At 64.0% G+C, this 25,758-nt stretch carries 22 protein-coding genes; 14 read left to right on the plus strand and 8 right to left on the minus strand.

The window, feature by feature from the left end:
- The first annotated feature begins 98 nt into the window (after positions 1-98).
- Positions 99-1,469, plus strand: coding sequence for a cysteine--tRNA ligase (cysS, locus tag ROZ37_RS05935; RefSeq protein WP_312658236.1), 1,371 nt, complete (start codon positions 99-101; stop codon positions 1,467-1,469).
- Positions 1,470-1,628: 159 nt separating this feature from the next.
- On the opposite strand, the gene dnaJ is transcribed toward cysS, so the two are convergent.
- The 3 genes from dnaJ to grpE all read right to left on the minus strand — a co-directional run bounded on the left by dnaJ (position 1,629) and on the right by grpE (position 5,708).
- The gene (gene dnaJ, locus ROZ37_RS05940; RefSeq protein ID WP_312658238.1) at positions 1,629-2,747 is read right to left on the minus strand and encodes a molecular chaperone DnaJ; all 1,119 of its coding nucleotides are present in this window, start codon (positions 2,745-2,747) and stop codon (positions 1,629-1,631) included.
- A 315-nt stretch (positions 2,748-3,062) separates the two neighbouring features.
- On the minus strand, positions 3,063-4,997 hold the full coding sequence (gene dnaK / locus ROZ37_RS05945; RefSeq protein WP_312658239.1) for a molecular chaperone DnaK: 1,935 nt from the start codon (positions 4,995-4,997) through the stop codon (positions 3,063-3,065).
- Between the two features lie 129 nt (positions 4,998-5,126).
- On the minus strand, positions 5,127-5,708 hold the full coding sequence (gene grpE / locus ROZ37_RS05950) for a nucleotide exchange factor GrpE (RefSeq protein ID WP_312658241.1): 582 nt from the start codon (positions 5,706-5,708) through the stop codon (positions 5,127-5,129).
- Positions 5,709-5,880: 172 nt separating this feature from the next.
- On the opposite strand from grpE, the gene ROZ37_RS05955 reads away from it, so the two are divergent.
- The gene (locus tag ROZ37_RS05955) at positions 5,881-7,245 is read left to right on the plus strand and encodes a protein kinase domain-containing protein (RefSeq protein ID WP_312658242.1); all 1,365 of its coding nucleotides are present in this window, start codon (positions 5,881-5,883) and stop codon (positions 7,243-7,245) included.
- A gap of 47 nt (positions 7,246-7,292) precedes the next feature.
- On the opposite strand, the gene ROZ37_RS05960 is transcribed toward ROZ37_RS05955, so the two are convergent.
- Genes ROZ37_RS05960 through hrcA form a run of 3 tightly spaced genes read right to left on the minus strand, consistent with a single transcriptional unit; the run spans position 7,293 to position 9,843 of the window.
- Positions 7,293-7,688 carry a phage holin family protein gene (locus ROZ37_RS05960; RefSeq protein WP_312658243.1) on the minus strand — a complete coding sequence of 132 codons (396 nt, stop codon included), beginning with the start codon at positions 7,686-7,688 and terminating at the stop codon, positions 7,293-7,295.
- A gap of 29 nt (positions 7,689-7,717) precedes the next feature.
- Positions 7,718-8,785 (minus strand): ferrochelatase, encoded by a 1,068-nt coding sequence (gene hemH / locus ROZ37_RS05965; protein WP_312658244.1) that lies wholly within the window; start codon positions 8,783-8,785, stop codon positions 7,718-7,720.
- Positions 8,786-8,814: 29 nt separating this feature from the next.
- Positions 8,815-9,843 (minus strand): heat-inducible transcriptional repressor HrcA, encoded by a 1,029-nt coding sequence (gene hrcA, locus ROZ37_RS05970; protein WP_312658246.1) that lies wholly within the window; start codon positions 9,841-9,843, stop codon positions 8,815-8,817.
- A 73-nt stretch (positions 9,844-9,916) separates the two neighbouring features.
- On the opposite strand from hrcA, the gene ROZ37_RS05975 reads away from it, so the two are divergent.
- Positions 9,917-10,801: an NAD kinase gene (locus tag ROZ37_RS05975; protein WP_312658247.1), complete on the plus strand. Its 885-nt coding sequence runs from the start codon at positions 9,917-9,919 to the stop codon at positions 10,799-10,801.
- A gap of 27 nt (positions 10,802-10,828) precedes the next feature.
- A complete protein-coding gene (gene recN / locus ROZ37_RS05980) occupies positions 10,829-12,484 on the plus strand; it encodes a DNA repair protein RecN (RefSeq protein WP_312658248.1) in 1,656 nt (551 codons plus the stop codon).
- Between the two features lie 67 nt (positions 12,485-12,551).
- On the opposite strand, the gene fur is transcribed toward recN, so the two are convergent.
- Positions 12,552-12,992, minus strand: coding sequence for a ferric iron uptake transcriptional regulator (gene fur, locus ROZ37_RS05985; RefSeq protein ID WP_312658324.1), 441 nt, complete (start codon positions 12,990-12,992; stop codon positions 12,552-12,554).
- Positions 12,993-13,111: 119 nt separating this feature from the next.
- Between fur and ROZ37_RS05990 the strand changes: the two genes are divergently transcribed.
- From ROZ37_RS05990 to ROZ37_RS06015, 6 genes are all read left to right on the plus strand, one after another.
- Positions 13,112-13,522, plus strand: coding sequence for an outer membrane protein assembly factor BamE (locus tag ROZ37_RS05990; protein ID WP_312658249.1), 411 nt, complete (start codon positions 13,112-13,114; stop codon positions 13,520-13,522).
- Between the two features lie 61 nt (positions 13,523-13,583).
- Positions 13,584-14,390 (plus strand): 4-hydroxy-tetrahydrodipicolinate reductase, encoded by an 807-nt coding sequence (dapB, locus tag ROZ37_RS05995; protein WP_312658250.1) that lies wholly within the window; start codon positions 13,584-13,586, stop codon positions 14,388-14,390.
- Positions 14,391-14,553: 163 nt separating this feature from the next.
- Complete coding sequence (gene carA, locus ROZ37_RS06000) at positions 14,554-15,699, plus strand: glutamine-hydrolyzing carbamoyl-phosphate synthase small subunit (RefSeq protein ID WP_312658252.1); 1,146 nt, start codon at positions 14,554-14,556, stop codon at positions 15,697-15,699.
- 53 nt (positions 15,700-15,752) lie between these two features.
- On the plus strand, positions 15,753-18,980 hold the full coding sequence (gene carB, locus ROZ37_RS06005) for a carbamoyl-phosphate synthase large subunit (RefSeq protein ID WP_312658254.1): 3,228 nt from the start codon (positions 15,753-15,755) through the stop codon (positions 18,978-18,980).
- A complete protein-coding gene (greA, locus tag ROZ37_RS06010) occupies positions 18,977-19,453 on the plus strand; it encodes a transcription elongation factor GreA (protein WP_312658255.1) in 477 nt (158 codons plus the stop codon). The genes carB and greA overlap by 4 nt, the downstream gene beginning before the upstream one ends.
- Before the next feature lie 52 nt (positions 19,454-19,505).
- On the plus strand, positions 19,506-19,970 hold the full coding sequence (locus ROZ37_RS06015; RefSeq protein ID WP_312658258.1) for a DUF4149 domain-containing protein: 465 nt from the start codon (positions 19,506-19,508) through the stop codon (positions 19,968-19,970).
- A gap of 21 nt (positions 19,971-19,991) precedes the next feature.
- Here the strand turns inward: ROZ37_RS06015 and ROZ37_RS06020 are convergent, their stop codons facing one another.
- Complete coding sequence (locus tag ROZ37_RS06020) at positions 19,992-20,636, minus strand: YhbY family RNA-binding protein (RefSeq protein ID WP_409449930.1); 645 nt, start codon at positions 20,634-20,636, stop codon at positions 19,992-19,994.
- On the opposite strand from ROZ37_RS06020, the gene ROZ37_RS06025 reads away from it, so the two are divergent.
- The 4 genes from ROZ37_RS06025 to glmM all read left to right on the plus strand — a co-directional run bounded on the left by ROZ37_RS06025 (position 20,535) and on the right by glmM (position 25,575).
- Positions 20,535-21,128 carry an RlmE family RNA methyltransferase gene (locus tag ROZ37_RS06025; protein WP_409449931.1) on the plus strand — a complete coding sequence of 198 codons (594 nt, stop codon included), beginning with the start codon at positions 20,535-20,537 and terminating at the stop codon, positions 21,126-21,128. The two genes, ROZ37_RS06020 and ROZ37_RS06025, sit on opposite strands and share 102 nt — an antisense overlap.
- A gap of 231 nt (positions 21,129-21,359) precedes the next feature.
- Positions 21,360-23,255, plus strand: a complete 1,896-nt coding sequence (ftsH, locus tag ROZ37_RS06030; protein ID WP_312658263.1) for an ATP-dependent zinc metalloprotease FtsH — start codon at positions 21,360-21,362, stop codon at positions 23,253-23,255.
- 66 nt (positions 23,256-23,321) lie between these two features.
- Positions 23,322-24,161 carry a dihydropteroate synthase gene (gene folP, locus ROZ37_RS06035; protein WP_312658265.1) on the plus strand — a complete coding sequence of 280 codons (840 nt, stop codon included), beginning with the start codon at positions 23,322-23,324 and terminating at the stop codon, positions 24,159-24,161.
- A gap of 61 nt (positions 24,162-24,222) precedes the next feature.
- On the plus strand, positions 24,223-25,575 hold the full coding sequence (glmM, locus tag ROZ37_RS06040) for a phosphoglucosamine mutase (RefSeq protein WP_312658267.1): 1,353 nt from the start codon (positions 24,223-24,225) through the stop codon (positions 25,573-25,575).
- Positions 25,576-25,758 lie beyond the last annotated feature (183 nt).

Below are 25,758 nucleotides of genomic sequence, written 5' to 3' on the forward strand. Positions count from 1 at the left end.
AAACGAGCGCGCGAACGTCCTCCACGCGGCGGTTCCGAATCCCCGTTTCGCGCCGACCCGAACACTCCGGGCGAGGCAACGCTCTTGCGGAAGACAAGATGCTTCACATTCACAACTCCCTGACGCGAAAGAAAGAAGCCTTTGTTGCGATCGAGCCCGGCAAGGTCCGGATGTACGTCTGCGGAATGACGGTCTACGACTTTTGTCATCTCGGACATGCTCGGGTGATGGTCGTCTTCGACATGGTGGCCCGCTGGCTTCGTGCGAGCGGGTACGCGCTCAACTACGTTCGTAACATCACCGATATCGATGACAAGATCATCAGGCGGGCAGGCGAAAACGGTGAGTCGATTCGCTCACTGACCGATCGCTTCATCGCGGCCATGCACGAGGATGCGGACGCGCTTGGCGTGCTGCGACCCGATCACGAGCCGCGTGCGACCGAATACGTACCGCAAATGCAATCGCTGATCGACCGTCTGCGCGAGAAGGGCCTCGCGTACGTCGCCGAGAACCGGGACGTCTGCTACTCGGTGCGCAAGTTCGACGGCTACGGGAAACTGTCCGGGAAATCCATCGACGAGCTACGCGCCGGCGAACGGGTGGAAGTCGCGGGCGACAAGCAGGATCCGCTCGATTTCGTGCTGTGGAAGCATGCGCGCACCGAGGAGCCCGACGAGGTCAAGTGGAATTCGCCATGGGGAGCGGGGCGGCCGGGCTGGCATATCGAATGCTCGGCGATGAGTTCCGACCTGTTGGGCGAGCACTTCGACATCCACGGGGGCGGGCAGGATCTGCAGTTTCCGCATCACGAAAACGAGATCGCGCAGTCCGAGGGCGCGCACGGACACGCGTTCGTGAATTACTGGATGCACAATGGATTCGTCCGGGTCGACGACGAGAAGATGTCGAAATCGCTCGGCAACTTCTTCATGATCCGAGACGTGCTTGCGCGTTACGACGCGGAGGTCGTCCGTTTCTTCATCCTGCGGGCGCACTATCGCAGCCCGTTGAACTACTCGGATGCGCACCTCGAAGACGCGCGCCAGTCGCTGACACGGCTCTACACGGCGCTGCGCAATGTGCCGCCACAGTCCGTGGAAATCGATTGGGAGGAGCCGCACGCGGCGCGTTTCCGTGCGGCGATGGACGACGACTTCAATACAGCCGAAGCGGTCGCCGTGCTGTTCGACCTGGCGAACGAGGCCAATCGTGGCGGCTCGTCGTCAGTTGCCGGTTTGCTGCGGGCCTTGGGGAAAGTGCTGGGCCTGCTCGAGCGCGACCCCGCGGCCTTCCTCCAGGCGGGCTCGACGGACGACGCCTCGAAGATCGAGGCGCTGATCGGGCAGCGTGCGGCGGCGAAGAAGTCGAAGGACTACGCGCAGGCCGATCGCATTCGCGCGGAACTGCTCGCGTCCGGCATCGTGCTCGAAGACACGGCCCAAGGGACCATCTGGCGGCGGGCCTGACAAGGCCGCGCGGATCGACAAAAGGCCGGACTTCCGCCGAAGGGCAATAGGCCAGAGGCGATGCGTCGCCACGTCGCGAGGCCCGCTGGCCGACCGATCCGTCGTTCCGGACCGGTCGGCCGCCAGGTCCCGGACGACGTCCGATCGCTGTTCAGCCTGTCAAGCGTTGAAGAAGTCCCGCACCTTGTCCATCCAGGACTTGGCTTTCGGATTGTGCCGGTCGACGTTGGTGCTCGACACTTCCTCGAACTCCCGCAGCAGTTCCTTCTGCCGCTCGGTCAGGTGCACCGGCGTTTCGACCACGACGTGACAGAGCAGGTCGCCGTGGGCCTGCGACCGGACATTGCGGATCCCCTTCCCGCGCAGGCGGAATTGCTTGCCGCTCTGCGTTTCGGCCGGAATCTTCAGTCGTGCCATGCCTTCGAGCGTCGGGATCTCGATCTCGCCGCCCAGTGCGGCGATCGTGAAGCTGATCGGCATCTCGCAATGCAGGTCGTCGTGATCGCGCTGGAACACCGGGTGGGCGCGAATGTGGATCTCGACATAGAGGTCGCCCGCCGGCCCGCCATTGACACCCGGCTCGCCGTGACCGGCGTGGCGCAGGCGCATGCCTTCGTCGATGCCGGCCGGAATCTTCACTTCCAGCGTTTTCTGCTTCTTCACGCGCCCCGCGCCACCACAGTCGCGGCAGGGGTCGGGGACGATGCGCCCGGTACCGTGACACTTCGGGCAGGTCTGCTGGATCGAAAAGAAGCCTTGCTGGATGCGGACCTGGCCGGCGCCGCCGCAGGTCGGGCACGGCTTCGGCTGCGTGCCGGGCTTCGCGCCGCTGCCGTGGCAGGTTTCGCATTCTTCCACGGTGGGGATGCGGATCGTCTTGTCCGCGCCGCGAGCCGCCTCCTCGAGCGAGATCTCGAGGTTGTAGCGAAGATCGGCGCCACGATAGACGTTCGAGCGGCCGCGCCCGCCGCCGCCAAACAGGTCGCCGAAGATGTCGGAAAACGCGTCGGCGAACCCGTCGAATCCCTGTCCGCCCGCCCCGCCAGCCGACTGGTCGACCCCGGCATGGCCGTAACGGTCGTACGCGGCGCGCTTCTGCGCATCCGACAGGATTTCGTAAGCGAGCTTTGCTTCCTTGAACTTCTCTTCGGCATCCTTGTTATCCGGATTACGGTCCGGGTGATGCTTCATCGCCAGTTTGCGATAGGCCTTCTTGATGTCGTCGTCCGAGGCGTCGCGGTTGACTCCCAACACCTCGTAGTAATCTCTTTTTGCCATCTTGATCCGCTCAGAACTGGTCAATAAATCTGTGCACGGCAGCCAGTGCCGGGTTGTTCATCATTTGCTCCTTCCGCGCCCATGCGCGCTGCGAGCAGCCATGCGGCGCAAAAAGGTGCTCGGGCTCGAGGCGCCGGCTATCGGGTGCCGGCCGGGAATTTCCGTGCCCTCGGCTCCCCGCTTACGGAAGCGGGGTGTATTGTGCCGCGAGCCGCAACGCGACGGCGCGCCGTTCCCGATCATGCAAAAGGCCGAGCCGGCCGATGCGCAAGCACCGGCAGCAGCTCGGCCGACAACTCGCCACGCGGCGAGCGATTACTTCTTGTCTTTGACTTCGGTGAACTCGGCGTCGACAACGTCGGCGTCCGCCGCCTTCGACCCGCCTGCCGCTGCATTGTCCGCGCCGGCCGCCGCGCCTTCCGCCGCCCCTTGGCTCTGCGCGTACATCTGCTCGCCGAGCTTCTGGCTGGCGGCCCCGAGCGCCTGGGTTTTCGCCTCGATCGCGTCCTTGTCGTTGCCTTTCAGCGCTTCCTCGGCGTCGGTGAGCGCCTGCTCGATCTTCGCCTTTTCGTCGGCGCCGATCTTGTCGCCGTACTCGGTCAGCGACTTCCTGACCGAATGCACCAGCGCGTCGCACTGATTGCGGGCGTCGACGAGCTCGTGCGCCTTCTTGTCTTCCTCGGCGTGCGCTGCGGCGTCCTGCACCATGCGCTGGATCTCGTCCTCGGACAGACCAGAGTTCGCCTGGATCTTGATCTTGTTTTCCTTGCCGGTCGCCTTGTCCTTGGCCGATACGTGCAGGATGCCGTTCGCGTCGATGTCGAACGTGACTTCGATCTGCGGCATCCCGCGCGGAGCAGGCGGGATGTCGGACAGGTTGAACTGGCCGAGACTCTTGTTGCCCGACGACATCTCGCGCTCGCCTTGCAGCACGTGGATCGTCACCGCCGACTGGTTGTCGTCTGCCGTCGAGAACACCTGGCTCGCCTTGGTCGGGACGGTCGTGTTCTTCTGGATCAACTTCGTCATCACGCCGCCGAGCGTCTCGATGCCGAGCGACAGCGGAGTCACGTCGAGCAGCAGCACGTCCTTGACTTCGCCCTGCAGCACGCCGCCCTGGATCGCCGCGCCGACTGCCACCGCCTCGTCCGGGTTTACGTCGCGACGGGCTTCCTTGCCGAAGAACTCCTTGACCTTCTCCTGCACCTTCGGCATCCGCGTCTGACCGCCGACGAGGATCACGTCGTCGATGTCGGTGATCTTCAGCCCCGCGTCCTTCAGCGCGACACGGCACGGCTCGATCGTGCGCTGGACGAGTTCTTCGACGAGCGATTCGAACTTGGCACGCGTGATCTTCACTGCAAGGTGCTTCGGACCCGAGGCGTCCGCCGTGATGTACGGCAGGTTCACTTCGGTCTGCTGGGAGGACGACAGCTCGATCTTCGCCTTCTCGGCCGCTTCCTTCAGGCGCTGCAGCGCGAGCACGTCCTTCTTCAGGTCGACGCCCTGTTCCTTCTTGAACTCGGTGACGATGTAGTCGATCAGGCGCTGATCGAAGTCTTCGCCGCCGAGGAAGGTGTCGCCGTTGGTCGCGAGCACTTCGAATTGATGCTCGCCGTCGATGTCGGCGATTTCGATGATCGAGACGTCGAAGGTGCCGCCGCCGAGGTCATACACCGCGATCTTCGAGTCGCCGGGCTTCTTGTCCATGCCGAACGCAAGCGCCGCGGCGGTCGGTTCGTTGATGATGCGCTTTACTTCGAGACCGGCGATCCGGCCCGCGTCCTTCGTCGCCTGACGCTGGCTGTCGTTGAAGTAGGCCGGAACGGTGATGACCGCTTCGGTGACTTCCTCGCCGAGGTAGTCCTCGGCGGTCTTCTTCATCTTGCGCAGCACTTCGGCCGAGACCTGCGGGGGCGCGATTTTCTTGCTGCGGACTTCGACCCACGCGTCGCCGTTGTCGGCCTTGACGATGCTGTAAGGCATCAGGTCGATGTCCTTCTGCACTTCCTTCTCTTCGAAACGGCGGCCGATCAGGCGCTTGACCGCGAACAGCGTGTTCTTCGCGTTCGTGACCGCCTGGCGCTTCGCGGGTGCGCCCGTCAGGATCTCGCCGTCATCCGCGTAGGCGACGACCGACGGAGTCGTGCGTGCGCCTTCGGAGTTCTCGATGACTTTCGGCTTGCCGCCTTCCATGACCGCGACGCAGCTATTCGTCGTGCCGAGGTCGATACCGATGATCTTTCCCATGTCAGTTCCTTTTCAAGTGTGATGAGGAAAGCAGGGGGACGCTTCGCGTCCGCCGTCTTGCTCAAGCCTCACCATTGCGTTGTCGATAAATGGGGCCGCGCGACCCGGTTTCAAGTCCCGTCCGCGTATTCAGCTTTCCTTCGCCTTCGACACCATCACCATCGCAGGACGTATGACGCGCTCGTGCAGCAGGTAACCTTTCTGCAGCACGTTCACCACGTGATTCGGTTCGACTTCGGATTCGACCGCACTGATCGCCTGGTGCTTGTTCGGGTCGAACTTTCGGCCCGTCGGATCTTCCTCGACGATACCGGCGCTCTGGAACGCGGACACGAGCTGCTTGAGCGTGAGTTCGACGCCTTCGCGCAGGCTTTCGATCGTCTGATTCTGACTGGCGAGCGCGGCTTCGAGGCTGTCCTTGACCGGAAGCATCGCGCCGGCGAACTTTTCGGAGGCGAATTTCGTCGCCTTCGCAATGTCTTCCTGGGCGCGGCGGCGGACATTTTCGGTTTCGGCGCGCGCGCGCAGCCACGCGTCGTGATGTTCGGCAGCGTTCAATTCGGCCTGGCGCAGGCTCTCCTCGAGTCCGGGCATCCGGTCCGCTTCCGTGCGGGTCGGCTGGCCTTCGCGTTGCGACTCGGCCGAGCTTGCGACCGACGGATTTTCGGGCAATTCGCCCTGAATGTCCGGAGACTGCTTGTTTTCCTGCATGGGTTGCAACTCCCTTTGTTCTTCGACGCACCCGAGATGGGGGCGCGGAAAGTGATTTCAAGACCCGGCCGCAAGTTTTTCCGCATTGCAGATTGGCCGAGCGCTGTGTCACGATCTATGCGCGGCGACGGCTCGAAGCCAGCGGCGTTCCTGGCGGGAAAGCGAATCGAGGATGAACGATATTCCACAGCGGATTGGCCCGTACGAGCTCGTAAGGGAAGTGGGACGGGGGGCCACGGCGGTCGTCTATCTCGCGCAGTCGCCCGATCGGCCCGAGCCGGTCGCGGTCAAGCTCGTCCGCTTCCAGGACCGCGCGCGGGACGAGGCGAAGTGGAACCGCCGGCTGCTGAAGCTGCTGAAGGCCGAGAAGGCGGTCGCGGGACGCCTCGATCACCCGAACATCATTCGGATTTTCGACGTCGTCGTGGAGCCGGAACAGGCTTACGTCGTGATGGAGTATTTCCCGGGAGAGTCGCTCGAGCGCTTCTGCAGCTTCGAGCGGCTGCTGCCGATCCACCGCACGATAGGCATCATCTTCAAGTGTTGCATGGCGCTCGATCATGCGTACCGTCAAGGCGTGGTCCACCGCGACATCAAGCCGGCGAACATCCTCGTCGACGAACACGACAACGTCCGGATTACCGACTTCGGTCTCGCGCTCAACGTCGACAAGCGCGTCGATGCCGACTCGACCTTCATCATGGGTGTCGGATCGCCCGCTTACATGAGCCCGGAGCAGATCAAGGGGTATCCGCTCAATCAGAAGACGGACTTGTATTCGCTCGGCGTCGTGCTGTTCCACTTGCTGACCGGGCGGCTGCCGTTTCGCGCAAGCAATCCGGCACAGCTGATCTACAAGATCATCAATGCCGATCCGCCGCTGGTTTCGCATCTGAACCCGGATGTCCCCGAGTCGATGGACGCCGTGATCCGGCGCTCGCTCGAAAAGGATCTCTACTCGCGCTATCGCAACGGCGCGGAGTTCGCCCAGGACCTGTCGGGGGTGCGCTACCGCATCGTCGATGACCGCTTCGTCCCGGCGGATACGACGCGTTTCACGACGCTGCGCAAACTCGCGTTCTTCACCGAATTCGACGATATCGAGGTGTGGGAGGTTCTGCGGATCTCGAACTGGCGCCAGGTCGGCGAGCGCGTCGCGCTGATGCGCGAGCGTGATGCCGATCAGCGTTTCGGCATCGTCATCGACGGGGAAGTTGAGGTTTCGGTCGACGGGCGGCGGGTGAGCCGCCTGGGTGTCGGCGAGGTCTTCGGTGAGCTCGCATGGCTCGATGGCGCCGACCATCGTCATCTGACGACCGTGATTTCGGTGTCGCCGACGACCTATCTCGAGGTCAATCCGGCGGCGCTTGCGCTGGCGACCGACGAGGTGAGGGAGCGCTTCCGCAGCCTGATTGCGACGATCGTCGTGAAACGGCTCGGTGCGGCGACGCGGGAACTCGCAAGAACCGGCGAGCCCGCTCTCGTTCCCGACTTCACCGCGACCACGGGCTTGGATCTTCAGCTCGTCGAGGACTGACCGGGCGCCTTACCTTTCTCGACCATGGCGCCGTGGCGAGGGGGGTGTCAGTCCCTACGCCTCCGAGCGACGACGTGGATCTGCCGCTCGTCGGCTCCGGCCAACGCGATGCTGACGAACCAGGTGAGCACGCTGTAGAGCAGGGCGCTCCAGAACGCAGTCCAGAAATCCGGCACATGCACGCCGCTGACCAGCGCCGAGACGCTCCAGAACAGCAGCGCGTTGATCACGAGCGTGAATAGCCCGAGCGTGAGCAGCGTAATCGGCAGCGTGACGAAAATCAGGATCGGGCGGATCAGCGTGTTGATCAGCGCCAGCAGCAATGCCGTCACGAGTGCGGCGGCATAGCTGTCGACGCGCAAGTCGGTGATCACTTCGGGGAGCAGCAGCAGCGCAACGGCATTGAGGAGCCACTGCAGCGCGAGCCTGATGCGCGCGCTCATCTCGACCCCGTGCCGCTCGCGTGAACTCGCTATCCGATGGGTTCGAGTTTTGATACCCCGCCCGATGGAACTTCGAGCCAGTCCGCGATGCGGCTGCGCACGATTGAGGCGAGCGCGGAAATCCAGTCGTGGCGCTCGTTGAGGCAGGGAATGTAGCGAAAGGATTTCCCTCCCGCTTCGATGAACGCCGCCCGGACCTCCATCCCGATTTCCTCCAGCGTCTCCAGGCAGTCCGCCGGAAAGCCGGGGCAAACGACGTCGACGCGTTCCGTGCCGGTCCGCCCGAGTGCTTCGAGGGTCGCTTGCGTGTAGGGCTTGAGCCACTCGGCCTTGCCGAAACGGGACTGGAAGGTCAGTTGCCAGCGCTCCGGCGGCAGGCGCAGCCTTTCGGCTAGGAGCCGGGCGGTGGTCCGGCATTCGTCGTGATACGGGTCGCCGAGTTCGGCCGAGCGGCGCGGGATGCCGTGGAAACTCATCACGAGCTGGTCGGGTTCGCCCGCAGTCGCCCAGTGATCGCGAATGCTTTGCGCCAGCGCGTCGATGTATGCGGGGTGATCGTGGAAGTCCCGGATGAACCGGATCTCCGGCAAGTTGCGCCAGCGGGTCACGCACGCCGCGACTTCGTCGATGACGCTCGCGGTGGTGCTCGCGGCGTATTGCGGATACAGCGGCACGACGAGAATGCGCGAGCAGGCGTCCGCCTTCATCCGCTCGAGCACCTCCCGGATCGACGGCGACCCGTAACGCATCGCCCAATCCACCCGCAGGTTTCTCGCGCCGTCATGGCCGAGGTAGCCCGCCAGCAATTTCGCCTGCCGCTCGGTGTGGACCTGTAGCGGCGAGCCGTCGTCCATCCAGATGCTCGCGTATTTCTCGGCGGATTTCTTTGGCCGGAGGTTCAGGATGATGCCGTTGAGGATCGGCCACCAGGCGAGCTTCGGAATCTCCACCACGCGCGGATCGGAAAGGAATTCCTTCAGGTAAGGCCGTACCGCGGCTGCGGTCGGGGCCGCGGGTGTGCCGAGGTTGACCAACAGGACGCCCGTGCGAGACGCACCAGTCTCGCCGCGGGCGGGCTCGGGCCAGTAACGGGCCATGCGGATCCTTTGTCGCGTCGGTGACGCGGTCAGTGGTTGCTCGACAGCGCGTTCGAAAGCAGGCGCGCGGTGATGTCGACGATCGGGATGACGCGGTCGTACGCCATCCGCGTCGGTCCGATCACGCCGACCGAGCCGACGACCCTGCCGTTGACTTCGTAACCGGCCGTGATGACGCTGCAGCCGTCGAGCTGCGCGAGACCGGATTCGTCGCCGATGAAGATCTGCACGCCCTGCGCGCGATTCGAGAGATCGAGCAACTGCATCAGCCCGGTCTTCTGCTCGAAGAGCTTGAACAGTTCCCGCAGTCGGGCCATGTTCGACGACAGGTCCTCGAAGTCGAGAAGGTTGGTTTCGCCGGACATCACGTAGCGGCTGCTGTCGTCCTCTTCCGCGGCGTTGCCGGCTTCGACCGCTGCCGCCATCAGTTCGCTCATGTCGACGCGCAGCTGCTTGAGCTCGGCCCGGATGCGTACGCGGATGTCGTCGAACCCGAGCCCCGCGAAGTGCTCCGTGAGATAGCTCGCGGCTTCCGAGAGCTCGGCGGACGTATAGGCGCGGCGCGTCGTCAGGATGCGGTTCTGCACGTCCCCCGCGGTCGTCACGATGATCAGCAGGATGCGGTTCTCGGCCAGGCCGATGAATTCGATCTGGCGAATCTTGATGCTGTCCCGCCGCGGCGAAACGACGACGCCTGCGAACTGGGTGAGTTCGGAAAGCAGGTGCGACGCGGAGTTGAGGAGGCGCTGCGGCTGGTCGGGCTGCAGGTGCCCCTTCAGTTCGCGGACCCGAGCCTGTTCGAGCGGTTGCACCGTCAGCAGCGAGTCGACGAAGAAACGGTAGCCGAGCGCCGTCGGAATGCGTCCGGCCGATGTGTGTGGACTGGTGATGAATCCCATCTCCTCGAGATCGCTCATCACGTTCCGCACCGTCGCGGGCGACAGTTCGAGACCCGAATAGCGCGACAGCGCGCGGGAGCCGACGGGCTGACCCTCCACGATGTAACGTTCGATCAGGGTCTTGAGCAGGATCTGGGAGCGGGGGTCGAGCTGTTTCATGATCGGGGCGGACGGGAGGCCCTATTCTAGCGTGTCTGCCAAGCTCTTAGGCGAATGTGGTTTAATCGCCGCCATGAGCAAGAGCTTTCGCACGATTGCGTTGATCGGCAAGTACCAGAGCCCCGACGTGGCCGAGGCTGTGCTGCGTATTGCCGGCTTCCTCCGTGAGCATGGTCTCGTTGTGTGGATCGAGCAGGGGACGGCGAGTTCCATCGGAACCGCGGGCGATTACGCGGTCGCGAGCTATGAGGAAATCGGCGTAGGCGCGGATCTCGCGGTCGTGCTCGGCGGCGACGGGACGATGCTGAACACCGCGCGCCGCCTGTCGCAACACGAGGTGCCGCTTGTCGGTATCAATCAGGGTCGGCTCGGCTTTCTGACCGACATTGCCCGCAACGACGCCCTGGTGAAGCTCGGTGAAATTCTCGACGGGCGCTATTCCGAGGAGTCGCGCGCAATGCTCGACGCGGAAGTGCTGCGGGCCGGACAAAGGGTTTTCCAGACGCTTGCGCTCAATGATGTCGTCGTCAATAAGGGCGATCTCGGGCGCATGATCGAGTTCGACCTGTCGATCGACGGCGAGTACGTCTATACGCAGCGCTCGGACGGCATGATCCTCGCGACTCCGACCGGCTCGACGGCGTACGCGTTGTCCGCGAACGGACCGATTCTGCATCCGACTGTCGGCGGCGTCGCGCTCGTCCCGCTGTGCCCGCACGCGCTGACGGCCCGCCCGGTGACGCTTCCCGACACCTGCCGGATCGAGATCGTGCTGCTGCCGCCCCACGACGCGACGATCCACTTCGATGGCCAGACGCGCTTCGATGCGCGGGCGGGCGACAGGGTCGTCGTGACGCGCTCGCCGAACGTCGTGCGGCTGCTCCATCCCGAGGGATACAGCTATTTCGCGATGCTGCGCCAGAAGATGCACTGGAGCGCGGTTCCCCGCCTTCCCTGATCAACGTCCATTCAGATTCGCGACGCCATGCTACGCCGCCTGACCATTCGGGATTTTGTGATCGTCGACCGCCTGGAGCTCGAATTCGAAGCGGGATTCGGTGCGCTGACCGGCGAGACCGGCGCCGGCAAGTCGATTCTGCTCGATGCTCTCGGCCTCGCGCTCGGCGGCCGGGCGGATTCCGGCTCTGTCCGGGCCGGGCGCGACAAGGCGGACATCGTCGCCGAGTTCGATCTCCCCGCATCCGGGCCGCTCGAAGCCTGGCTTCTGCAGCACGAGTTGCCGGCCGACGAGGGCGCCGTGATCCTGCGGCGCGTCGTCGAGGCCGGCGGACGGTCCCGCGCCTGGCTCAACGGCGTGCCGGTCACGCAGGCGCAATTGCGCGAAGCGGGCGAGTGGCTGGCGGACATCCACGGACAACATGCACATCACGCGCTGCTGAGAGGCGACGCGCAGCGCGCGCTCGTGGATATGCACGCCGGGGCCGGCGCGCTTGCCGCCGACGTCGCGGCGCGTTACCGCCAATGGCAGCATTTCGCGGACCTGCGGCGTGTCGCCGAGACGGATTCGGCCGCCTCCGAGCGCGAGCGGGAGCTGCTCGCATGGCAGCTCCGTGAGGTCGAGGAGCTGGCCTTTGCGCCGCAGGAGTGGGCCGAGCTCAACGCCGAGCATAGCCGGCTTGCGCATGCCGCGGGCTTGATCGAGGGTGCGGACGAGGCACTTGTCGCGCTCGGTGAAGCGGATCTTTCCGTCGGTTCGCAACTGAGGCATATCAACGCCCGGATTGGTGAAATGACGGGGATCGATCCGGGGCTCGGCGACGTCGGCGAGCTGCTTGCCGCTGCGGAAATCCAGGTGGATGAGGCGTTGCACGAGTTGCGGCGCTACCGCGAACGACTCGACCTCGATCCCGCACGCCTCGCGGAGATCGAGCAGCGCATCGAGGCGGTGACGAGCCTCGCGCGCAAGCACCGCATCGCGCCCGAAGCCTTGCCCGATTTGCAGACCGAGTGGACGAGGAAGCTCGACGATCTCGTCGCGCGGGCTGATCCCGCGCGTCTCGCGGAGCAGGAAAAGCGCGCGCGCGACGAATACGAAGCTTTCGCGCGGCGCCTGTCGGCCGCGCGAAGACCGGCGGCCGGCAAGCTGTCGACGGACGTCACCGAGGCGATGCAGACGCTTGCGATGGCCGGTGGCAAGTTCGAAGTCGGCCTCGAGCCGGACGCCGTCGGCGGCGCCCACGGATTCGAGGTGGTCGAATTCCGCGTCGCCGCGAACCCGAATCAGCCCTTGCGCCCGCTCGCAAAGGTCGCCTCGGGCGGTGAGCTTTCCCGGATCGGCCTTGCGATCCAGGTGATGACGAGTCGCGACGCCGCGACGCCGACCCTGATCTTCGACGAAGTCGACGTGGGCATCGGCGGAGGCGTCGCCGAGATCGTCGGCAAACTGCTGCATCGGCTGGGGCGTGAGCGGCAGGTCCTGTGCGTCACGCACCTGCCGCAAGTTGCCGCGTGCGCAGACTGGCAGTGGAATATCGCGAAAACGCAGCGCGGCGGACAGACAGTGAGCGAGGTCGTCGCGCTGGACGGGGATGCGCGCATCGAAGAGATCGCCCGCATGCTGGGGGGCGTGAACATCACCGAGACGACACGCCGCCACGCGGCCGAAATGCTGGGGGCCTAACGCCTGCCGGCGGACCGTGCCGCCAGACAGCGTCCGAACGGGCGGACGCGGCCCGACGGACCGTTGCTCAGTCCTCTTCCAGCTTGCGGTTCGGGCAGTCCTTTCTCAGGCAGTCCGCGTAGAGATAAAGGGCGTGTTCGCGGACGGCGAAGCCGCGCTCCTCGGCGATCCGGTTTTGGCGGCGCTCGATCTCGGCATCGAAGAACTCTTCGACCTGGCCGCACTGGAGGCAGACAAGGTGGTCATGATGGCCGCCCTTCTTGAGTTCGAAGACCGCTTTCCCCGACTCGAAATAATGTCGCTCGAGTAGCCCGGCCTGCTCGAATTGGGTCAGCACGCGATACACGGTCGCGAGCCCGATGTCCATTCCTTCGGCCATCAACAGGCGATAGACGTCCTCGGCCGTGAGGTGCCGCAGATCCGAGGTTTGAAAGAGGTCCAGTATTTTCAGGCGAGGATAGGTCGCCTTCAGACCGATATTTTTTAGGTTTTCCGAATTCTCTGACATGGTTGCCCCGCTGGGTGGCTCGGCGCTGCTACCGCATAGCCGAGCCTGCATATGATATATTTTTTCGCCTTGCCCGAGAGCGATTCGCTCTACGGCCTTACCGACCAAGAAATCCATTCATGCGTTCAATCCTCCTCCCTGCGCTTGCCGTCGTCGGTCTGTTGAGCGGCTGTTCGATCAATTCGCTGACCGATCGCATCAATCCGTATCGGATCGACGTGCGCCAGGGCAACTACGTGGACCAGGAAATGGTTGCGCGCCTGAAAAAGGGAATGACGAGGGAGCAGGTGCGGTTCGCCCTCGGCACGCCTTTGATCGTCGATGCCTTTCACGCCGACCGCTGGGACTACGTCTACCGCTTTCAACCCGGCCGCGGCGAAATCGAGCAGCGCGTGCTAAGCGTGTTTTTCGACGGCGAGCGGCTCGATCGGGTCGAAGGGGATGTCCAGGCCGGCGACGCCCGAGCGGCTACTTCACAGGCCGAGCGCAGCCGGGTCGTCGAGATCGCTGCGCCGCCAAAGGCCGATTGACGGGGGGGGGGGGGCTCGGCGGCGTGGGCTGCTCCCGTTCGACGAACTTGGAAACGACTCAATGACACTACCACGTATCGCAATCGCCGGCGCTTCCGGACGCATGGGCCGGATGCTCATCGAAGCGAGCCTGAAGGACCCCGGTGTGACCCTCGCGGCCGCGTTCGATCGCCCTGGGACGCCGTTCATCGGGCGCGATGGAGGCGAATTCGTCGGCCAGTCCTCTGGCATCGCCATCAGTGATGACGCGCGGGCGGCGATTGCCGCGGCCGATTGCGTCATCGACTTCACGCGTCCCGAAGGAACGCTCGCGCACCTCGAACTTGCGCGCGAACTGGGAAAGTCCATGGTCATCGGCACCACCGGATTCTCGGCCGCCGAGAAGGGCGTGATCGCCGCCGCCGCGAAGTCGATTCCCGTCGTGTTCGCTCCGAACATGGCGGTTGGCGTGAATGCGGTGTTCAAGCTGCTCGAGGTTGCGGCTCGAATACTCAATGAGGGTTACGACGTCGAGGTGATCGAGGCGCACCACCGGTTCAAGGTTGACGCGCCGTCCGGGACCGCGCTCCGCATGGGTGAGGTCGTCGCGCGCGAACTCGGTCGCGACCTCGATGACTGCGCAATCTACGGCAGGGAAGGCGTGACTGGCGAGCGCAAGCCCGAAACGATCGGCTTCTCGACGATCCGGGGTGGCGACGTCGTCGGCGACCACACGGTGCTCTTCGCCGGCATCGGCGAGCGGATCGAGATCACGCACAAGTCGGGTAGTCGCATGCCCTATGCCTCGGGCTCGATGCGGGCGGCCCGTTTTCTCGCCGGCAAGTCCAGCGGACTCTTCGATATGCAGGACGTGCTGGGGCTACGCTGACTACCGGTTTCGGGGGAGCGTCGTTGCCTCGATGGGCGTGCGGCGCTATAATTAGGGGCTTCTTGAAAGCGGGATTAGCCGATCGGCTTGTCCCGTTTTTTTCACATTCGGGGAGGCATAAAAGGCCTTTCCCCTGTCTTTCGGCTGAACTCAGGAGTTTGTCGTGACTGCTTCCCCGCCCGCCCTACTAGCGCTTGCCGACGGGACGGTTTTTTTCGGCAAGGGTATCGGTGCGGCCGGCAGTACGGTTGGTGAGGTGGTGTTCAACACCTCGATGTCCGGATATCAGGAAATCCTCACCGACCCGAGCTACTGCCGGCAGATCGTAACGCTGACTTATCCGCACATCGGCAATACCGGCGTCAATCGTGAGGACGTCGAGGCGGGTCGGGTGCATGCTGCCGGACTCGTGATCCGCGACTTGCCGATCCTGCCGTCGAATTTCCGCATGGACCAGACGCTCGACGCGTATCTGAAGGCTGAAAACGTCGTCGCGATCGCGGGGATCGATACGCGCAAACTTACCCGAGTGCTGCGCGAGAAGGGCGCGCAGGCCGGGTGCATCGTCACCGCTGCTGATGGCGTCGCGCTCGACGCGGAGTCCGCGATCGCACGCGCCCGCGAATTTCCCGGTCTGTCCGGAATGGATCTGGCGAAGGTCGTCAGCGTCGAGAAGCCCTACGAATGGACCGAAGGCGAGTGGGAACTCGGAGTCGGATCGGCGACGCGGCCGGACACGAAATTCCACGTCGTCGCCTACGATTATGGCGTCAAGCGCAACATCCTGCGCATGCTTGCGAGCCGCGGCTGCCGCCTGACGGTCGTCCCGGCGCAGACATCGGCTTCGGAGGCGCTGTCGCTGAATCCGGACGGGATATTCCTGTCGAACGGTCCCGGCGATCCGGATGCTTGCGACTACGCGATCTCCGCGACGCGCGAATTTCTCGCGCGCAAAATCCCCATGTTCGGGATTTGCCTCGGTCATCAATTGATGGCGCTCGCGGCCGGCGCGAAGACGACCAAGATGAAGTTCGGCCACCACGGCGCGAATCACCCGGTCAAGGATGTCGAATCCGGGCAGGTCCTGATCACGAGCCAGAACCACGGCTTCGCGGTGGATCCGGCTACGCTGTCGGCCAATGTCCGCACGACGCACGTATCGCTCTTCGATGGCAGCTTGCAGGGCCTGGCGTGGAACGATGCCCCGGCCTTTTGCTTCCAGGGGCACCCGGAAGCGAGCCCGGGACCGCATGACGTGTCCTACCTGTTCGATCGCTTCATCCGGATGCTCGAGACGCGCACCAAGTAATTCGCAGCGGCAGCCCGCCCTGCCGCTCATCAACGCAATACCGAGGTTAGGCGATGCCTAAGCGCACAGACATACAAACCATACTTATCATCGGCGCCGGCCCGATCATCATCGGGCAGGCGTGCGAGTTCGACTATTCGGGCGCCCAGGCCTGCAAGGCGCTGCGGGAGGAAGGCTACAAGGTCGTCCTCGTCAATTCGAACCCGGCAACGATCATGACGGACCCCGAGACGGCGGACGTTACCTATATCGAGCCGATCACGTGGCAGGTCGTCGAGAGCATCATCGAGAAGGAGCGGCCCGACGCGCTGCTGCCGACGATGGGTGGTCAGACCGCGTTGAACTGCGCGCTCGATCTCGCGAAGAATGGCGTGCTCGAGAAGTACGGCGTCGAACTGATCGGCGCGTCGCGCGACGCGATCGACAAGGCTGAAGACCGCCTGAAGTTCAAGGACGCGATGACCCAGATCGGTCTGGGCTCCGCGCGTTCGGGTATCGCGCACAGCATGGAAGAGGCGCTGCAGGTGCAGGGCGGCATCGGCTTCCCGGTGATCATCCGTCCGTCCTTCACGCTCGGCGGCACCGGCGGCGGCATCGCCTACAACATGGAAGAGTTCGACGAGATCTGCAAGCGTGGTCTCGAGGCGAGCCCGACCAACGAACTCCTGATCGAAGAGTCGCTGATCGGCTGGAAGGAGTACGAGATGGAAGTCGTCCGCGACCGCGCGGACAACTGCATCATCGTCTGCTCGATCGAGAACCTCGACCCGATGGGCGTGCATACCGGCGACTCGATCACGGTCGCGCCGAGCCAGACGCTGACCGACAAGGAATACCAGATCCTTCGCAACGCCTCGATCGCGGTGCTGCGCGAGATCGGCGTCGACACCGGCGGCTCGAACGTACAATTCGCGATCAACCCGAAGGACGGTCGCATGATCGTCATCGAGATGAACCCGCGCGTGTCGCGCTCGTCGGCGCTGGCGTCGAAGGCGACCGGCTTCCCGATCGCGAAAGTGGCGGCGAAGCTCGCGGTCGGCTACACGCTCGACGAATTGAAGAACGACATCACCGGCGGCGCGACCCCGGCCTCGTTCGAGCCGTCGATCGACTACGTCGTCACGAAGATTCCGCGCTTCGCGTTCGAGAAATTCCCGCAGGCCAACGACCGTCTCACCACGCAGATGAAGTCGGTCGGCGAAGTGATGGCGATGGGGCGCACGTTCCAGGAATCGTTCCAGAAGGCGCTGCGTGGCCTCGAAGTGGGCGCCTACGGCCTCGATGAGGTCGAAGCGGACCGCGAGGATCTCGAGCACGAACTGGCGAGCCCCGGCCCGCAGCGCATCTGGTACGTCGGCCAGGCGTTCCGCGAGGGCTACACGCAGGAGCAGGTCTTCAACCTGACGAAGATCGACCCCTGGTTCCTCGCCCAGATCGAAGACATCGTGCTGACCGAGAAGGCGCTCGGCGGGCGTTCGTTGAAGGCGATCAGCGCGGGCGAGCTGCGCGAGTTGAAGCGCAAGGGCTTCTCCGACCGCCGGCTCGCTAAGTTGCTCGGTGTCGACGAAACGGCTGTGCGTCTGCACCGCCACGCTAACGGCGTTCGGCCGGTCTTCAAGCGCGTCGATACCTGCGCGGCCGAGTTCTCGACGTCCACTGCTTACATGTACTCGTCGTACGAAGACGAGTGCGAGGCGCAGCCCACCGACAAGAAGAAGATCATGGTGCTCGGCGGCGGGCCAAACCGCATCGGGCAGGGGATCGAGTTCGACTATTGCTGCGTCCACGCCGCGCTCGCGCTGCGCGACGACGGCTACGAGACGATCATGGTCAACTGCAACCCCGAGACCGTCTCGACCGACTACGACACGTCCGATCGCCTGTATTTCGAGCCGATCACGCTCGAGGACATCCTCGAGATCGTGCACGTCGAGAAGCCGGTCGGCGTGATCGTGCAGTTTGGCGGCCAGACGCCGCTCAAACGCGCGCAAGCGCTCGAGGAGAACGGCGTGCCGATCATCGGCACGAGCCCCGACATGATCGACGCGGCCGAAGATCGCGAGCGCTTCCAGAAGCTCCTGAACGACCTCGGCTTGAAGCAGCCGCCGAACCGCACGGCACGCACGCCGGAAGCTGCGGTACGGCTCGCGGCAGAGATCGGCTATCCGCTCGTCGTGCGCCCGAGCTACGTGCTCGGCGGCCGCGCGATGGAGATCGTCCACGAGCAGAAGGATCTCGAGCGCTACATGCGCGAAGCAGTGAAAGTTTCGAACGAGTCGCCGGTGTTGCTCGATCGCTTCCTGAACGACGCGACCGAGGTTGACGTCGATGCGCTGTCCGACGGCACCCAGGTGATCATCGGCGGCATCATGGAGCACATCGAGCAGGCTGGCGTGCATTCCGGTGACTCGGCTTGTTCGCTGCCGCCCTACACGCTGTCCGCGAAGCTGCAGGACGAGCTCCGTCGGCAGACCGAGGCGATGGCACGTGCGCTCAACGTGTGCGGTCTGATGAACGTCCAGTTCGCGATCCAGGGCGATGGCGACGAGGCGGCGGTGTACGTGCTCGAAGTGAATCCGCGCGCGTCGCGCACGGTGCCCTTCGTGTCGAAGGCCTGCGGGCTGCAACTCGCGAAGATTGCCGCGCGCTGCATGGCGGGGCAGAGTCTCGCGAGCCAGGGCGTGACCGGCGAGATCGTTCCGCCGTACTACTCCGTCAAGGAAGCGGTGTTTCCGTTCGTGAAGTTCCCCGGCGTCGATACGATTCTCGGACCGGAAATGAAGTCGACGGGTGAAGTGATGGGCGTCGGCCGCAGTTTCGCCGAAGCCTTCGTGAAGTCGCAGCTCGCGGCGGGCGTGCGACTGCCGCAGTCCGGGACGGCGTTCATCAGCGTCAAGCCCTCCGACAAGGGCGTCGCCGTCGAGGTTGCGCGCGAATTGCACGAACTGGGCTTCGGCCTCGTCGCGACGCGCGGCACGGCGTCGGCGATCGAAGCCGCGGGGCTCCCGGTGACCGTCGTCAACAAGGTCAACGAAGGCCGTCCGCACGTCGTCGATATGATCAAGAACAACGAGGTCAGCCTCGTCATCAACACCGTGGAAGAGAAGCGCCAGGCGATCATCGACTCGCGTTCGATCCGCACGAGCGCGCTCGCCGCGAAGCTCACGGTGTTTACGACGATCGAGGGCGCGCGCGCCGCGTGCATGGGCATGCGCCACCTCGAGGGACTCCAGGTCTACGGGCTGCAAACGCTGCATGCCGAAGTGAAGGCACAATCATGAGCAAGACGCCTCTTACCGTTACCGGAGCGGAAAAGCTCCGGCAGGAATTGCATCGCCTCAAGACCATCGATCGTCCGAGCGTCATCGCGGCGATTGCCGAAGCGCGTTCTCACGGGGACCTGTCGGAGAACGCGGAATACGACGCTGCGAAAGAGCGGCAGGGATTCATCGAGGGCCGGATCAAGGAGCTCGAGGGGAAAATCTCGACCGCGCAGATCATCGATCCGAAGCTGCTCGATGCGGACGGCCGGTGCGTCTTCGGCGCAACCGTTGAACTCGAGGACATGGAATCGGGTTTGGCCGTGACGTATCAGATCGTCGGCGATGACGAGGCCGACGTGAAGGAAAACAAGATTTCGATCAGTTCGCCGATCGCCCGTGCGCTCATCGGCAAGTTCGCCGGCGACATCGCGGAAGTGCAGGCGCCGGGCGGGCTGAGGGAATACGAGATCATCGACGTCCGTTACGTGTGAGGTTCGTCATTCCCGATTCCGCAGTGATTGTCCGTTGGGGCGGGGCGAGCTCGTGAGCCGTCTTTCCGAGCATGTCCTGATTGTGCTCGTCACGCTCTGGGTCGGAGCGATGTGGTCGATCGGCTACATCGTCGCGCCGACGCTCTTCGGTATGCTCGGCGACCGCACGTTGGCGGGCAACGTCGCGGGGCGCCTGTTTTCAATCGTCGGCTGGATCGGGATCGGGGCTTCGGTCTACGTCCTTGGCTTCCTGTTCGTTCGCCTGGGTTGGCGGGCTTTTCGAAGCGGAGTCTTCTGGGTCGTCGCGGCGATGCTGCTTGCAACCCTTGCAAGTCAGTTCGGCATCCAGCCGCTTATGGCGCAGATGAAAGCCAACGCTTGGCCGCGTGAAGTCATGGACACCGTGATGCGCACGCGTTTCACGACGTGGCACGGCATCTCGAGCGTGCTCTACCTCGTGCAGAGCGTGCTCGGCTTGTTTCTGGTCCTGGGAACGCGGAAGTTGCTGGCGCGCTGACGGATCTCCCGTCAGCGGGGCTCAGTTTCCGCGGCTCGATCCAGCTTTTTTCGTCGTGGCTCGAACGCGTTTCGCCGCGAGGCGCTTCTTGTCGGAGGCCGCCTTGATGAGCGCAGTACGGCGCGCCGCTGCGGCGAAGGCTCGGGCGGATTTCGCTTTCGCCACGCCAGGAACGTTCGCGGCCGGGGCTGCCGATTTCGCCGAGGCGGATTTCTCGGCTTCCTCGCGTCGTTCGCGCCACACGACGAGGATCGTGCCGATATGTTGAACCGCGAAGGCGTCGAGCGCGTCGCAGACAGCTTTCATCAGTTCTTCGCGCGCGTCGCGTTCGGCGCCGTGAACTTTTATCTTGATCAACTCGTGCGCCTGCAGGGAGCGGTCGATCTCGCCCAGGACCGCCGGCGTCAGACCGTTTCCGGCGATGCTGACGACGGGATTCAGATGGTGGGCGCTCGCACGCAATTCGCGCCGCCGGGCGGGGGGTAGCTCGCTCATTCTTTTCTCAAATCTTTCAGGGGCATGGATTCTACTCCGATGAAGCGAACCAAGACCAGCAAGGCGTGGATGCAGGAGCACGTGAACGACCCCTACGTCCAGCGGGCTAAGAGCGAGGGCTATCGTTCGCGCGCCGCGTTCAAGCTCATGGAGATCGACGATCGCGATCATCTGTTTCGGCCGGGAATGGTCGTCGTGGATCTGGGCGCCGCGCCGGGTTCGTGGTCGCAGGTCGCAATGCGGCGAGTGGGCTCCGCAGGACGGGTGTTCGCGCTCGATCTTCTCGCGTTCGAGCCGCTGCCCGGTGTCGAATTTCTGCAGGGCGATTTTCAGGACGAAGCCGTGCTTGCGGACTTCGAGGCGCGACTCGGCGATTTGCGCGTGGACGTCGTGCTCTCGGATATGGCGCCTAACATGTCGGGTATCGACACGGTGGATCAAGCGCGCTCGATTTATCTCGGCGAACTCGCACTCGACTTTGCACGCCGGCATCTGAAGCCCGGAGGCGCCTTCCTGGTGAAGGTCTTTCAAGGTGAGGGGTTCATGCAGTTCCGCGGCGAAATCCAGAAGCATTTCAACTCGCTGCAGGTGCGCAAGCCCAAGGCGTCCCGCGATCGCAGTCCGGAGGTCTATCTGCTCGGCTTGGGGGGACGCGCGGGTTAAGCGCACTCCAATGCGCGTCGATATCGACTCGAGCGCGCGATTCATTGTCCACGGACTTGAATATTCTGTGGATGCCCCCAACTCAGGCGGGTAGAAGGAGCAGATCCGCGTCCCGGAGCACGCTGTCGCCATTACCACGGACCATCGGGACGATTGGTTTACGCAGCGGAACGTTCGCCACTAGAATGGGTCAATCTGTCGCTGCCCCAGTTGGGCTTTCAAGGAAAGAAGTTGAATAATCTCTTCAAGAATCTCGCGATCTGGATGGTCATTGGCGTCGTGCTGATGACGGTATTCAACCAGTTCAACACGCGGCAGGTGTCGACCAACACGATGGAGTACTCCCAGTTTCTCGAGGAGGCTCGTGCTGGGCGCATCGCCAAAGCGACGATAGACGGACGTCTCGTGCGCGCTACCACGCAGGAAGGGCGGCAGATCACGGTGTACACGCCGGGCGTTCAGGACATCTGGATGGTGTCCGATCTGATCCGCTCGGGCGTCGTGGTGAACGCGAGCAAGCCGGAGGAGGAGCAGTCCTTCCTGATGAGCATCTTCGTGTCGTGGTTCCCGATGCTGCTGCTGATCGGCGTTTGGGTGTTCTTCATGCGGCAGATGCAGGGCGGCGGCCGTGGCGGGGCGTTTTCGTTCGGCAAGTCGAAGGCGAGGATGCTCGACGAGAGCGCGAATTCGCTATCGTTCGCCGACGTCGCGGGGTGCGACGAGGCCAAGGAAGAGGTATCGGAACTCGTCGATTTCCTGCGCGACCCCTCGAAGTTCCAGAAGCTCGGTGGCCACATCCCTAAAGGCGTGCTGATGGTCGGCTCGCCTGGTACCGGCAAGACCTTGCTTGCAAAGGCGATCGCGGGCGAAGCGAAAGTGCCGTTCTTCTCGATTTCCGGCTCGGACTTCGTCGAGATGTTCGTCGGCGTCGGTGCGGCCCGGGTGCGGGACATGTTCGAGCAGGCGAAGAAGCATGCGCCATGCATCATCTTTATCGATGAGATCGATGCCGTCGGCCGCCAGCGCGGTGCCGGGATGGGCGGTGGCAACGACGAACGGGAACAGACCTTGAACCAGTTGCTCGTCGAAATGGACGGCTTCGAAGGGCAGACGGGCGTGATCGTCATCGCGGCGACCAACCGTCCCGACGTTCTGGATCCGGCGCTGCTGCGCCCGGGCCGCTTCGACCGGCAAGTGGTCGTTCCGTTGCCCGATATTCGCGGTCGCGAACAGATCCTGAAAGTGCACATGCGCAAAGTGCCGATCGCGCCCGACGTCGAGCCGGTCGTCCTCGCACGTGGCACCCCGGGTTTTTCCGGCGCCGATCTCGCGAACCTCGTCAACGAGGCGGCGCTTTTCGCCGCGCGCGGCGGCAAGCGACTGGTCGACATGGAAGACTTCGAGCGCGCCAAGGACAAGATCATGATGGGTTCCGAGCGGCGCTCGATGGTGATGCCGGAAGAGGAACGGCGGAACACCGCGTTCCACGAATCCGGCCACGCGGTCGTCGCGAAACTGCTCGACAAGACCGATCCGGTCCACAAGGTCACGATCATTCCGCGCGGGCGGGCGCTTGGCGTGACGATGCAATTGCCGGAGACGGACCGCTACAGCCAGGACCGCGAGCGTCTGTTGCAGACGATCGCGGTGCTGTTCGGCGGCCGGATCTGCGAAGAGCTTTTCATGGATCAGATGACGACCGGCGCTTCGAACGACTTCCAGCGGGCCACGGATCTCGCCCGCCGGATGGTCACTCAATGGGGTATGTCGGATACGCTCGGCCCGATGGTGTACGGTGAAGAGGAAGGCGAGATTTTCCTCGGCCGCCAAGTCACCACGCACCGCAATGTCTCCGAGGCCACGATGCAGAAGGTCGACGCCGAGATCCGGCGCATCATCGATCAACAGTACGCGCTGGCGCGGCGACTGATCGAGGAGAACCGCGACAAGATCGAGGCGATGACGAGTGCGCTGCTCGAGTGGGAAACGCTCGATGCGGAGCAGATCTCCGACATCATGGCCGGCCGTCCTCCTCGGCCGCCGAAGCCGAGCTCGCAACCGGCTCGCCGCTCGCCGAAGGACGACGCGCCGGGTGCGGCGCCCACGGCGCCCGCTCCGGCAGCCTGATCGAGACGCGGATCAATAACTTACACTTTGGCCGGCGCAAGCCGGCCGTTTCTTTTCGGGTCTCAGATGCAGACACTCAAGTGCGGCCGTTTCGAAATCGATCTCTCGCGTCCGCGGATCATGGCAATCATCAACGTGACGCCGGACTCCTTCTCCGGTGACGGTCTCGGACACGATCTGGATGCCGCTCTGCGCCGCTGCGAAGCCGCGGTCGAAGCGGGCGCCCGTTTTCTCGATCTCGGCGGCGAATCGACGCGTCCGGGGTCGCAGCCCGTTTCCGAACAGGAAGAACTCGACCGCGTCGTGCCGTTGGTTGAACGGCTCGCGGATTGGCCGGTTCCGGTGTCGGTCGACACGGTAAAGCCGGCGGTCATGCGCGCCTCGCTCGCGGCCGGGGCGAGTCTGATCAACGACATCAACGGTTTCCGCGCGCCGGGAGCGATTGACGCACTTCAGGGCAGCAACGCGGCCGTGTGCGTGATGCACATGCAGGGCGAGCCGCGAAGCATGCAATCGAGCCCGCACTACGGCGATGTAGTCGGCGAAGTGCTCGATTTTTTGACGCGACGAGTCCAAGAGCTCGAAGCGCTGGGTATCGACAAGAGCCGGATCACGATCGATCCGGGATTCGGCTTCGGCAAGACGCTCGAGCACAACCTCGCGATGTTTCGCGCGCTCGATCACTTCGTTGCGACCGGGCGACCGGTTCTCATCGGCGTTTCGCGCAAATCGATGCTCGGCGCGATCATCGGGCGGCCGGTGGCTGAGCGGACGCCCGCGAGCGTCGCTGCTGCATTGATGGCAGTCGAACGAGGCGCACGGATCGTACGTGTGCATGACGTCGCGGCGACGCGCGACGCTCTTTCGGTGTGGGAGGCCGTCGAGAACGTAACAGTGTCGAACTGAAGGCCCGGAGGTCGAGCGCGGTAATGCCATAATTCGCGCATTTCGGTATTCGGGGAGAAAAATGGGACGGAAGTATTTCGGCACCGATGGCGTCCGGGGCAGGGTAGGCGACTCGACAATCACGCCGGATTTCGTCATGCGGCTCGGATTCGCGGCGGGCGTGACGCTCGTGTCGCGCGGGCAGTTGCCGCCCGGTGACCGGCCGGCGGTGCTGATCGGGAAGGACACGCGCATTTCCGGATACATGCTGGAAGCGGCGCTGGAAGCGGGATTTGCCGCGGCGGGGGTCGACGTGATGCTCGCCGGGCCCGTTCCGACGCCGGCGGTCGCGTACCTTACCCGCGCGCTTCGTCTGCAGGCCGGCGTCGTGATCTCCGCCTCGCATAACCCCTATTACGACAATGGCATCAAGTTCTTCTCGGCAAACGGTGCGAAGCTGCCCGATGCGATCGAGGAAGAGATCGAGACGCTCGTCGATCGCCCGATGGCCTGCGCCGAATCCGCTTCGCTCGGCAAGGCCCGCCGCATCAACGACGCCGCGGGGCGGTACGTCGAGTTCTGCAAGAGCACCTTCCCGAACGACCTGGATTTGCGCGGCCTGCGCATTACGCTCGACTGTGCGCATGGAGCGGCGTACCACATCGCCCCCAGCGTGTTCCACGAACTCGGCGCGGAAGTGGTGACGGTCGGCGTCGATCCGAACGGTCTCAACATCAATGACGAGGTCGGCGCCACCTGTCCGGAAACGCTGCGGGCGGCGGTCCTTGCCCACGGGACCGATCTCGGGATTGCCCTCGACGGCGACGGTGACCGGTTGATCATGGTCGACCGAGACGGAATCCTCTACGACGGCGACAAGCTGTTGTACGTCATTGCGCGGGCGAGAAAAGCCGCCGGCCGTCTCGAGGGTGTGGTCGGCACGCAGATGAGCAATCTTGGTTTCGAGCATGCGATCGCCCGGCTCGGCGTGCCGTTCGCCCGCGCGAAGGTCGGTGACCGCTACGTATTGGAAATGCTTCACGAGCGTGGATGGAAACTCGGAGGCGAGAATTCGGGCCACATCATTTGTCTCGATCGGCACACCACAGGGGACGGCATCGTGTCGGCGTTGCAGGTTCTGGCGGCGTTGATCGAAAGCGGGCAGAGCCTAGCCGAGGCCTGCGCGGATCTCGTCTTCTATCCCCAAAAGCTTGTCAATGTGCGTCTGCCACCCGGCTTCGACTGGCAGGCGGACGAGCGGATCGAACGTGCTCGGGCGCAGGCGGTGTCCGAGTTGGGCGACCGGGGGCGCGTACTGTTGCGACCCTCTGGCACCGAACCGCTCCTGCGCGTGATGGTCGAAGGCCAGAATTCGGTCGAGGTGGAGCGGCTTGCTCAAGAAATCGCCGATTGCATCGGACATTGCACCGTCTGATCGAAGTCCGACCGGCGGCTCGGGACGGGCAGGTGCCAGCCCGCGTAGTTCGATTTTGTCGGCGGCGAACATGAGCGTTACCCACTCGGAGGAATGTGACATGTCACATTCCTGAAATCTAAAATCTCTACACTGCGCGGGCTCGTACCGGTTTCAATGTAGTATTCGGCGCGGCGGCGCTTC

It is taken from the genome of Aromatoleum sp. (assembly GCF_032027225.1).
Taxonomy (GTDB): Bacteria; Pseudomonadota; Gammaproteobacteria; order Burkholderiales; family Rhodocyclaceae; genus Aromatoleum.

What these genes read in the sequence shown, in the direction of transcription:
- ROZ37_RS05955 (WP_312658242.1), top strand. Translation starts at nt 5,881, where the DNA reads ATGAACGATATTCCACAGCGGATTGGCCCGTACGAGCTCGTAAGGGAA.
- grpE (WP_312658241.1), bottom strand. Translation starts at nt 5,708, where the DNA reads ATGCAGGAAAACAAGCAGTCTCCGGACATTCAGGGCGAATTGCCCGAA.
- ROZ37_RS06025 (WP_409449931.1), top strand. Translation starts at nt 20,535, where the DNA reads ATGCAGGAGCACGTGAACGACCCCTACGTCCAGCGGGCTAAGAGCGAG.
- greA (WP_312658255.1), top strand. Translation starts at nt 18,977, where the DNA reads ATGAGCAAGACGCCTCTTACCGTTACCGGAGCGGAAAAGCTCCGGCAG.
- ROZ37_RS05975 (WP_312658247.1), top strand. Translation starts at nt 9,917, where the DNA reads ATGAGCAAGAGCTTTCGCACGATTGCGTTGATCGGCAAGTACCAGAGC.
- carB (WP_312658254.1), top strand. Translation starts at nt 15,753, where the DNA reads ATGCCTAAGCGCACAGACATACAAACCATACTTATCATCGGCGCCGGC.
- ROZ37_RS05990 (WP_312658249.1), top strand. Translation starts at nt 13,112, where the DNA reads ATGCGTTCAATCCTCCTCCCTGCGCTTGCCGTCGTCGGTCTGTTGAGC.
- hrcA (WP_312658246.1), bottom strand. Translation starts at nt 9,843, where the DNA reads ATGAAACAGCTCGACCCCCGCTCCCAGATCCTGCTCAAGACCCTGATC.
- dnaJ (WP_312658238.1), bottom strand. Translation starts at nt 2,747, where the DNA reads ATGGCAAAAAGAGATTACTACGAGGTGTTGGGAGTCAACCGCGACGCC.
- fur (WP_312658324.1), bottom strand. Translation starts at nt 12,992, where the DNA reads ATGTCAGAGAATTCGGAAAACCTAAAAAATATCGGTCTGAAGGCGACC.
- ROZ37_RS05960 (WP_312658243.1), bottom strand. Translation starts at nt 7,688, where the DNA reads ATGAGCGCGCGCATCAGGCTCGCGCTGCAGTGGCTCCTCAATGCCGTT.
- cysS (WP_312658236.1), top strand. Translation starts at nt 99, where the DNA reads ATGCTTCACATTCACAACTCCCTGACGCGAAAGAAAGAAGCCTTTGTT.
- ROZ37_RS06020 (WP_409449930.1), bottom strand. Translation starts at nt 20,636, where the DNA reads ATGATCGCGATCGTCGATCTCCATGAGCTTGAACGCGGCGCGCGAACG.
- folP (WP_312658265.1), top strand. Translation starts at nt 23,322, where the DNA reads ATGCAGACACTCAAGTGCGGCCGTTTCGAAATCGATCTCTCGCGTCCG.
- dapB (WP_312658250.1), top strand. Translation starts at nt 13,584, where the DNA reads ATGACACTACCACGTATCGCAATCGCCGGCGCTTCCGGACGCATGGGC.
- dnaK (WP_312658239.1), bottom strand. Translation starts at nt 4,997, where the DNA reads ATGGGAAAGATCATCGGTATCGACCTCGGCACGACGAATAGCTGCGTC.
- recN (WP_312658248.1), top strand. Translation starts at nt 10,829, where the DNA reads ATGCTACGCCGCCTGACCATTCGGGATTTTGTGATCGTCGACCGCCTG.
- hemH (WP_312658244.1), bottom strand. Translation starts at nt 8,785, where the DNA reads ATGGCCCGTTACTGGCCCGAGCCCGCCCGCGGCGAGACTGGTGCGTCT.
- glmM (WP_312658267.1), top strand. Translation starts at nt 24,223, where the DNA reads ATGGGACGGAAGTATTTCGGCACCGATGGCGTCCGGGGCAGGGTAGGC.